Raw genomic sequence first — 9,055 nt, 5'->3', positions numbered from 1 at the left:
GACTTCAGAAAAAGACGGTTTCAATCATATTTATTATTATGACAAAACCGGAAAGTTGAAAAACCAAGTTACAAAAGGAAATTGGGATGTAACCGCTTATTATGGATTTGATGAAAAAAACAAAACAATTTATTATCAATCTGTAGAAAACGGATCCATAAATAGAGATGTATATTCCATTTCAATTGACGGAAAAGCTAAAAAAAGACTGTCCTTAAAAACAGGAACAAATAACGCCACTTTTAGTCCAAATTTTCAATATTTCATCAATACCTATTCAAGTGCTACTTCAGCGCCTTACTATTCTTTAAACGATTCAAAAACCACTCAAGAGATTAAGAAAATCCAATCTAACGAATCTGTAGAAGAAAAATTAGCAAAATACAACGTGGCTTCGAAGGAATTTTCAACCATCACTACAGAAAAAGGGCATGTTTTAAACACTTGGATGATTAAACCAAAAGATTTTGATCCGAATAAAAAATATCCTGTTTTTATGTTTCAATATTCGGGACCAGGTTCGCAACAAGTAGATAATGCTTGGAACGGAACAGACGATTATTGGTTTATGATGTTGGCACAAAAAGGCTACATTGTAGCTTGTGTTGACGGTAGAGGAACTGGTTTTAAAGGTGCCGAATTTAAAAAATGCACACAAAAAGAATTGGGAAAATACGAAGTAGAAGACCAAATTGATGCGGCTAAAGTTTTCGGAAATTATAGCTATGTAGACAAAACAAGAATTGGAATTTTCGGATGGTCGTTTGGTGGTTTTATGGCGGCTAATTGTGTTTTTCAAGGTGCAGATGTTTTCAAATCTGCTATTGCAGTTGCACCCGTAACGTCTTGGAGATATTACGACAGCATTTACACCGAAAGATACATGCAAACCCCACAAGAAAACGCAAGTGGTTATGATAACAATTCGCCTATTTCACACGTAAGTAAATTAAAAGGAAACTTTTTATTAATTCATGGAACGGCTGATGACAATGTGCATGTTCAAAACACTATGAAAATGGTAGAAGCTTTAGTACAAGCCAACAAACAATTTGATTGGGCCATTTACCCAGATAAAAATCACGGGATTTATGGCGGAAAAACCCGTTTACAATTGTACACCAAAATGACCAACTTTATTTTAGAAAAACTTTAATTATGGCAATATACGAACCAAAATCAGTAGAAGAAATTCAAAACTTTGAGGGTAAATATCCAAAACAGCTTTGGTATTTATTTTTTAGTGAAATGTGGGAGCGTTTCTGTTTCTATGGAATGAGAGGGATGTTAACTTTCTTCATGGTTGATCAACTTTTAATGAAAGAAGACGTTGCAAATTTGCAATATGGAGCAACACAAGCATTTGTGTATGCTTTTACATTTATAGGTGGGTTATTTGCAGATAAATTATTAGGATATAGAAAATCACTTTTTTGGGGTGGAATCATGATGATTATTGGTAGTGCAATTTTAGCTTTTGACCCACACCAATTTTTCTTTTTAGGAATATCATTCACAGTAATTGGAACCGGTTTTTTTAAACCAAATATTTCTACTATGGTTGGTGCGTTGTACAAAAAAAGTGACACTAGAAGAGATGCAGGTTTTTCATTATTCTATTCTGGAATAAATGTTGGAGCATTATTAGGCGGTTACGCCTGTGTATACATAGGAAAAAGCTATTCTTGGAATCTAGCTTTTGGTCTTGCAGGTATTGTAATGATAATTAGTTTAGTAACTTTTGTATTTACACAAAAAAGTTTGTCAACAATTGGTGTTTCTCCTTTGTTGGGAATAGAAAAATCTAAGAGAAAGCTATACGAGTATTTAACCTATATAGGAACAATTGTTGCAATTCCACTAATTATGATAATGGTTTCAAATCCACAATACACAGATATGTTTATGTATACAATTGGACCTTTAACATTATTATATTTGTTTTATGAAATGCGAAATTTTTCAATACAAGAAAATAAAAAATTAATTGCAGCTTTAGTTTTTATACTCTTTTCTATACTTTTTTGGGCGTTTTTTGAGCAAAGTGGTGGTTCATTAAGTTTATTTGCAGCAAATAATTTAGATGATAAAATTCTAGGTGTAAAATTTGATCCAAACGGAATTAACAACGCATCAAATTCATTATTTGTAATTATTTTTGCTCCAATAATTGGATTATTATGGTTGTGGTTAAGTAAGAGAAAATTTGAGCCTAACACAGTTGTAAAGTTTGGTTTAGGATTTTTATTTTTAGCTGTAGCTTTTTATGTTTTTTATGCAACGCGCTTTTTTGCTAATGCTCAAGGAATGACATCATTGGAAGTATTTACAATAGCGTATTTAATTATTACTTTTGGAGAATTATGTCTCTCACCGATAGGATTGTCTATTATGACAAAGTTATCTCCAATAAAATTGCAAGGTGTAATGATGGGAATGTGGTTTTTAGCTAGTGCTTATGGTCAATATGTAGCTGGAATATTAGGTGCTGGAATGGCAAAAGCAAATGAAAATGCAACAAAAGTTGAAAAATTAATGGCATATACAGATGGATATCAACAATTAGCAATTTATGCTGTTGTTGCAGGAATTGTACTCATTGCAATATCACCAATTGTTAGAAAATTAATGCAGGAAGTTAAATAAACTAAAAACAAATTTATGATTAAAGAAAACTCAACCGATCAATTTTTTAAAAGTACCGTTTTAGGTCACCCAAGTGGTTTGTTCGTTCTATTTTTTACTGAAATGTGGGAACGTTTTTCATTTTATGGAATGCGCTCTTTATTAGTTTTATTTTTTATGGCTTCAATTGCCGAAGGTGGCTGGGGCTGGGATCAAGGAACTGCCTCATCTCTTTTTGGCTCTTATGTAGGTTTAGTATACCTATCTACAATGCTTGGAGGTTATTTTGCCGATAAAATAATTGGTTACAGATGGGCTGTTGTAATTGGAGCTTTATTAATGACTTTAGGACACTTTTCAATGGCTTTTGAAACTCAATTTACCATTTATTTAGGACTTGTGCTTTTAGTTTTTGGAAACGGATTTTTCAAACCAAATATGACTTCAATTGTTTCTGAAATGTACAAAGACAGACCAGAGAAAAAAGACGGAGCTTATACCATTTTTTATATGGGCGTAAATGCTGGAGCATTTTTTGGTATTTTACTTTGTGGTTATTTAGGTGAAAAAGTAGGCTGGGGTTATGGATTTGGTTTAGCTGGAATTTTCATGTTTCTAGGATTGGTACAATTTTGGTTATCACAAAATATTTTTGGCGACATAGGTTTAAAACCTGTCAAAAAAGATGTGGAAGAATTGGCAAAAAAAGATACAGACAAAAGAGTTCCGTTTACATCATGGCAACTTGGCGTAATTGCGGTTTCTGTAATTTTAGGTTTACTATGGATAATTAACGCTCCTGCTTCAAAAATTTCTAAATTATCAGGTGGTTCATTTGATGTCTTTGGATTTCTTGGTGAAAAAGGAAATTCAATAGCTATTTTAACGGCATTAGTTTTATTTATCATTTTGTTGGTTTACAGAATTATGCAATATTCAAAAACCACTCGTGAAAAATTAATTGCAGTTACCTTCTTTGCTTTCATAACCATATTCTTTTGGGCAATTTTTGAACAATCCCCAAACAGTTTAACCGTTTTTGCAGAAAAATATACTAATAGAATTTTAACTGGAAATTCAAGTGCAATCTTTTTAGTTGTAAATTCGTTGATGACACTTATACCTTTAATTATTATAAATTGGGTTATGTTCATGTTGTTTAGAAAAACATTTGCTAAATATTCTATAGCTAATATTGTGTTAAGCTTTAGTTTTGTTATCATTTGGATTATTGCGCTTTGGATGTTAGCAAAAGATTATTATATGGCAGGATACTTAGACTTATCTGATTCAACCCTTCAATTCTTAAAAATAGAAAAATCAACAGAAGCATTAACAGAAGTGCCTGCGACTTGGTTTTCAACACTTAATTCTTTGTTTATCATTACTTTAGCACCATTATTTTCTAAAGTATGGGAAAGTAAATTAAATCCAAATGCCAATGTAAAATATGGAATTGGAATGATATTTTTAGGTCTTGGAATGGTAGCAGTTGCTTTTGGTGCAAACGGAATTGCTCCTGGAGCACAAAGCGCAAGTGTGAGTATGATTTGGTTGATCTTAGTTTTCTTATTTCACACTATGGGAGAATTATGTATTTCTCCTGTTGGACTTTCTTATGTTAGTAAATTGGTTCCAGCCAGAATGATTGCATTTATGTTTGGTGTTTGGTATTTAGCCGTTGCAATAGGAATGAAAGGCGCTGGTATGTTTGGTGAAGAAGTCGAAGCAATTGCTAATGAAAAAGGAATAAGTTATTTCTTTTGGATGTTAGCTATTATTTCTTTTGTTTTAGCTGCTTTTTCAATTTTAATGAGCCCAATCATCAAAAAATTAATGCACGGTGTTAGATAAACAACAAAACTAAGCATTCAATTTGCTGATTTATAATTTATATAATTTAAAACATGAAAAAAATAATTTTAATATTCACTTTTTTAATTAGTGGATTTATTGCTCAAAGTCAGGAATTAAAGTGGTACTCAGATGTGTCTGTAGCTTCAGATTTATCGATTAAAGAAAACAAGCCAATGTTTTTATTTTTTACAGGATCCGATTGGTGTGGTTGGTGTATTCGTTTACAAAAAGAAGTTTTTAAAACCCCAGAATTTGTAAAATGGGCAACTGATAATGTTATTTTGGTAGAATTAGATTTTCCAAGAAAAAATGAACAAACAGATGCGGTAAAAATGCAAAATGCACAATTACAACAGCAATTACAAGTTAGAGGCTATCCAACGGTTTGGTTTGTTAGTGCTACTAAAACAGCAGAAGCAAAAGTAAATTTAAACGCACTTGGAAGCACAGGATATGTTGCTGGTGGCCCAAAAGTTTGGTTAGAAGGCGCAAATAAAATTATCAAAAAGTAAGAATTTATTTCAATCTATAAAATCCCTTTTCGGCTGTGGCGTGAAAAGGGATTTTTTCTTGCTCACAAGTGGCCTTCCAGAGTTGAATGTAACTTTTATAATTAGAACCATCGGCAATTATTTGTTCTGGTTTAATGGTTGAAATTAATCGTTTCAAATTAATTTTTGGCGATTGTGTTAGTACCACAATTTCTGGTTTTTGTTTGGTAGTATAAACACCTAAACTATCAATACAAAGAATTTTTTTGTTAAAACTATATACATTTTTTATAGGTTCAATTCGATACTTTTTAACAAATTTTCCTCTTATATAAGCTTCTATTGAAGATTTAGAATTAGCCAAATCGTCGGTATAAAATACCGATTCGTTATTTTTTGTTTCAACAAACAGCGAATTTTTCATACTATTAAAAACGCCAAATTCATTATTATTTTTTTCAGAAGAATTAAGAAAAAAATAGCCCAACTGAAAAATCAAAATGGAAAATAAAATTGGTTTTAAATTTTTAATTTTTGAAAAATAAACGAAATAAAGTACTGTTGCAATAATTAAATATAACAACAAAACTAACACTTCATGAAAAGCTATATTTTTGATAATAAAAACATCGAATTTTACAATCCAAGCTGTAAAATTGTTCATAATTTCAATTAAAAAATTGACTAAAACGCTCAAATAAACCGCAACTTCCGGCAGTAAAATATTGAAAGGAATCAATGTCAATCCTAAAATTAAAATTAGGCTTGAAAGTGGAATCGTAATTAAATTAGCCAATAAAAACAATAAAGGAAATTGTCCAAAATAATAAAATATTAGAGGTAAAACACCAATTTGAGCAACTAACGAAATAAGCAGTAATTCTTTGGTTTTTAAAATAATTAAATTTTTAGAATAACTGTATTTTCTAACTAAAGGCTGAAAAATAACAATACTTAAAACAGCGGCAAAACTCAATTGAAATCCAACATCAAAAAGATAGTTCGGATTAAATACTAACAACAGTAAAGCGGAAACTGCCAAAGAATTATAAATATTAGATTGGCGGTTTATCATTTTGGCGAAAGCTACTACTGAAAACATAACCGCTGCGCGTACAATTGAAGCAGAAAATCCAGCTAAAATAGCATAAAACCACAAGATACATAACGAAATAAGAAAGATGTAAAGTTTTCCTTTTTTGAATCGAAGCAATGGTTTAGTAAGCCAAAGTACAATTCCATAAATTAACGCAATGTGTAGTCCTGAAATGGCTAAAATATGAATAATTCCTGCTTGTGTGTAATTTGTAGTAATTTCTTTTGACAACTCTGTTTTTTCACCAAAAAGCAACGCCATTAACAGATTATAATTATCTTTTTTAAAGCTTTTTACATCGTAACTTTTTAATAATTTCGACTTAATTAAATTGATATAATAATAAAAATTTGTGTTTGTTGAAACTTTAATTGTATTTGTCTCTTTGATTTTAATTTCATAAAAAACATTCTGATTATTTAAATATTTAGAATAATTAAACTGATTTGGATTTGAAGGGTTTTGAAGGGTTTTAGGTGTTTCAAAAACCTTTATTTTGTTTCCAACCTCTATTTCTGTTTTCTGTTTTTTTGGGACATAAAGCAGTATTTTACCAATACAATTTTGCCCGTTAATGTGTTCAGTTTTTAAAATAAATTTTTCATAATATATAGTTGATTTTAATTTTTCAGTTACCAATCCTTGTATGAGGTTTCTCTCTAAAATTGAATTTGAAAAATGCGATTTATAATTTATTTGAGTATTAAAATAATTAGACAAAATACCTAAATTTAAACACAAAAGCACTACAACACTTTCATAAAACAAGGTGTTTAATTTCTTTTTTATTACATAAAAATAAACCGCTAAAAAACATAACGTATTGAATAACATTCCTAATAAAATAGAAAGCAAGGCAATTTGAAAGTAATATTGAATTACAATTCCAATACTAAAGCCACCAAGTATGGGAACAATTGGGAATTTAATAAATTTCATTAGTTAGTAGGTTTGTTTACGATAGAAAAACAATTTGGGATTATTTTTCAGTAAAAAATGCAGAAATAAATAACAAAAATTTATTCCAAAATTCTATTTACACACACAAAAGTTCTTGCATAATAACCATCAGAAGTAGATGAATACACTACACCTCGTGTTGTAGAGGAGTGTATAAATTTAATTACACCGTCTGAGTTTTCTGTTACTATTCCAACGTGACTAATGTTACTTCCATTCGTGTTAAAAAAGATTAAATCGCCAGGTTTAGCATCCTTTTTTAAAATACGCTTACCTGTTTTAGCCATTTCAGCAGAATTTCTTGGTAAGGCAATATCAAATTGATCCATGGTATATTTTACAAAACCAGAACAATCAAAACCAGCTGGTGTGGTTCCGCCTCCTCTGTATGGTGAGCCTAAACTTTCTGCCGCAACATTAAGAATTTGTTGTTTTATGTAGTCTGAAACTTCAAAAGTAGGCGTAAAATCTTGCGGGGTATCCTCTTCAATAACAACTTTTATTTTGGATTGTTCAATACTATCCTGTAGAGCTATTTGCTTTGCTTTTTCAATCGCTTTTAATTCTTTTTTTGTTGGCTTTACCGGTTTTTCTAATCCTGTTTTTTCTGTAAAAGTATAACTTCCTGTTTTCTGAGCCACTTGTTTTGAAGTAACAATTGCTGGCTTTTGCAAGGATTTACAACTATATAAGAAAATAGTTAGTAGAAAAATATAAATTAATTTTTTCATTATTTTGGGGTTTTATGAAGTATAAATTTACAAATTAATTTTTAATTGAAGAAATTATACCATTCGCGGTTTTTTCACTTGCGCCTTTTCCTCCTAATTTTTGTTCTAAAATTTCGTATTCATTTTGAATAGTTTCTCTAGATTTTCCTGATAAAATTTTGTGCAATTCGATTTCTAAATTAGTGGTATTTAGCTCATTTTGAATTAGTTCTTTCACCACTTCTTTGTCCATTATTAAATTAACTAAAGAAATAAACTTTAGTGTAATAATTCGTTTTGCAATTTCATATGAAATTTTATTGGCTTTGTAACACACTATTTGCGGTACTTTAAATAATGCTGTTTCTAAAGTGGCTGTTCCCGATGTGACTAAAGCGGCGTGAGAAACACTTAATAAATCGTACGTTTTATTACTTACAAATTTTACGTTTTCTGTAGTCAAAAATGAGTTGTAAAATTGAAATTCTTGACTTGGCGCGCCAGCAATAACAAATTGATAATCAGGAAATTTAGCTACAACCGAAAGCATAATAGATAGCATTTTTTCTATTTCTTGTTTTCTGCTTCCAGGCAATAAAGCAATAATTGGTTGATTTGTTAAATTGTTTTCTTTAGTAAATTGTTCAAAATTGATTTGCTTTCTATCGGAAATGGCATCAATTAACGGATGCCCTACAAATTCAACTGGAAAATTATGTTTTTTCTCGTAAAAGTCTTTTTCAAAAGGCAAAATCACGTACATTTTATCGATATCACGCTTGATGTCTTTTATACGATTTTCTTTCCAAGCCCAAATTTGAGGAGAAATATAATACTGATTTTGAATGCCTAATTTCTTAGCCCATTTCGCAATTCGCATATTAAATCCGGGGTAATCTATATAAATTATTGTGTCGGGCTGAAAGGATAAAATATCTTTTTTACAAACAGAAATATTACCTAAAATGGTTCGTAAATTCATAATCACTTCGGCAAAACCCATAAATGCTAATTCGCGATAGTGTTTTACTAAAGTACCTCCCACATTTTGCATTAAATCGCCACCCCAAAAACGTATTTCTGCAGTTGGATCTTTTGCTAAAATGGCTTTCATTAAGTTGGAACCGTGTAAATCGCCAGATGCTTCGCCCGCTATTATGTAATATTTCATTTTGATCAATTAATTGGCTAAGATAAAATATTTCTATTCTTTAGTGAAATTAAATTTTTTGCCACCTTGTTTTAAGATGAAACTTGTACTTGAAGTAAATTCCATTTCAATTCCGGCAGCAGCAAAAACAAAAACATCATCTTTT

The 9,055-nt window shown here is 30.5% G+C and carries 7 protein-coding genes; 4 read left to right on the top strand and 3 right to left on the bottom strand.

From position 1 onward, the window contains the following. The 4 genes from ABWO04_RS08305 to ABWO04_RS08290 all read left to right on the top strand — a co-directional run. Nucleotides 1–1,156: S9 family peptidase (locus tag ABWO04_RS08305; protein WP_353079052.1), on the top strand; the 1,156-nt coding region annotated here is incomplete at its 5' end. 2 nt (nucleotides 1,157–1,158) lie between these two features. Beyond that, nucleotides 1,159–2,646 (top strand): peptide MFS transporter, encoded by a 1,488-nt coding sequence (locus ABWO04_RS08300; protein WP_353079050.1) that lies wholly within the window; start codon nucleotides 1,159–1,161, stop codon nucleotides 2,644–2,646. Nucleotides 2,647–2,661: 15 nt separating this feature from the next. After that, nucleotides 2,662–4,479 carry a peptide MFS transporter gene (locus tag ABWO04_RS08295; RefSeq protein ID WP_353079048.1) on the top strand — a complete coding sequence of 606 codons (1,818 nt, stop codon included), beginning with the start codon at nucleotides 2,662–2,664 and terminating at the stop codon, nucleotides 4,477–4,479. 53 nt (nucleotides 4,480–4,532) lie between these two features. Next, entirely contained in the window at nucleotides 4,533–4,994 is a 462-nt protein-coding gene (locus ABWO04_RS08290) for a thioredoxin family protein (RefSeq protein WP_353079046.1), read from the top strand. A gap of 4 nt (nucleotides 4,995–4,998) precedes the next feature. Here the strand turns inward: ABWO04_RS08290 and ABWO04_RS08285 are convergent, their stop codons facing one another. The 3 genes from ABWO04_RS08285 to lpxB form a co-directional block, all read right to left on the bottom strand. Then, nucleotides 4,999–7,008, bottom strand: a complete 2,010-nt coding sequence (locus ABWO04_RS08285; protein WP_353079044.1) for a ComEC/Rec2 family competence protein — start codon at nucleotides 7,006–7,008, stop codon at nucleotides 4,999–5,001. Between the two features lie 80 nt (nucleotides 7,009–7,088). Continuing rightward, nucleotides 7,089–7,760 carry a C40 family peptidase gene (locus ABWO04_RS08280; RefSeq protein WP_353079042.1) on the bottom strand — a complete coding sequence of 224 codons (672 nt, stop codon included), beginning with the start codon at nucleotides 7,758–7,760 and terminating at the stop codon, nucleotides 7,089–7,091. 34 nt (nucleotides 7,761–7,794) lie between these two features. After that, a complete protein-coding gene (gene lpxB / locus ABWO04_RS08275) occupies nucleotides 7,795–8,910 on the bottom strand; it encodes a lipid-A-disaccharide synthase (RefSeq protein WP_353079040.1) in 1,116 nt (371 codons plus the stop codon). Nucleotides 8,911–9,055 lie beyond the last annotated feature (145 nt).

The sequence above is a fragment of the Flavobacterium sp. genome (genome assembly GCF_040382755.1).
GTDB lineage: Bacteria > Bacteroidota > Bacteroidia > Flavobacteriales > Flavobacteriaceae > Flavobacterium.
This window is presented reverse-complemented; position numbering and strand designations above follow the sequence as displayed.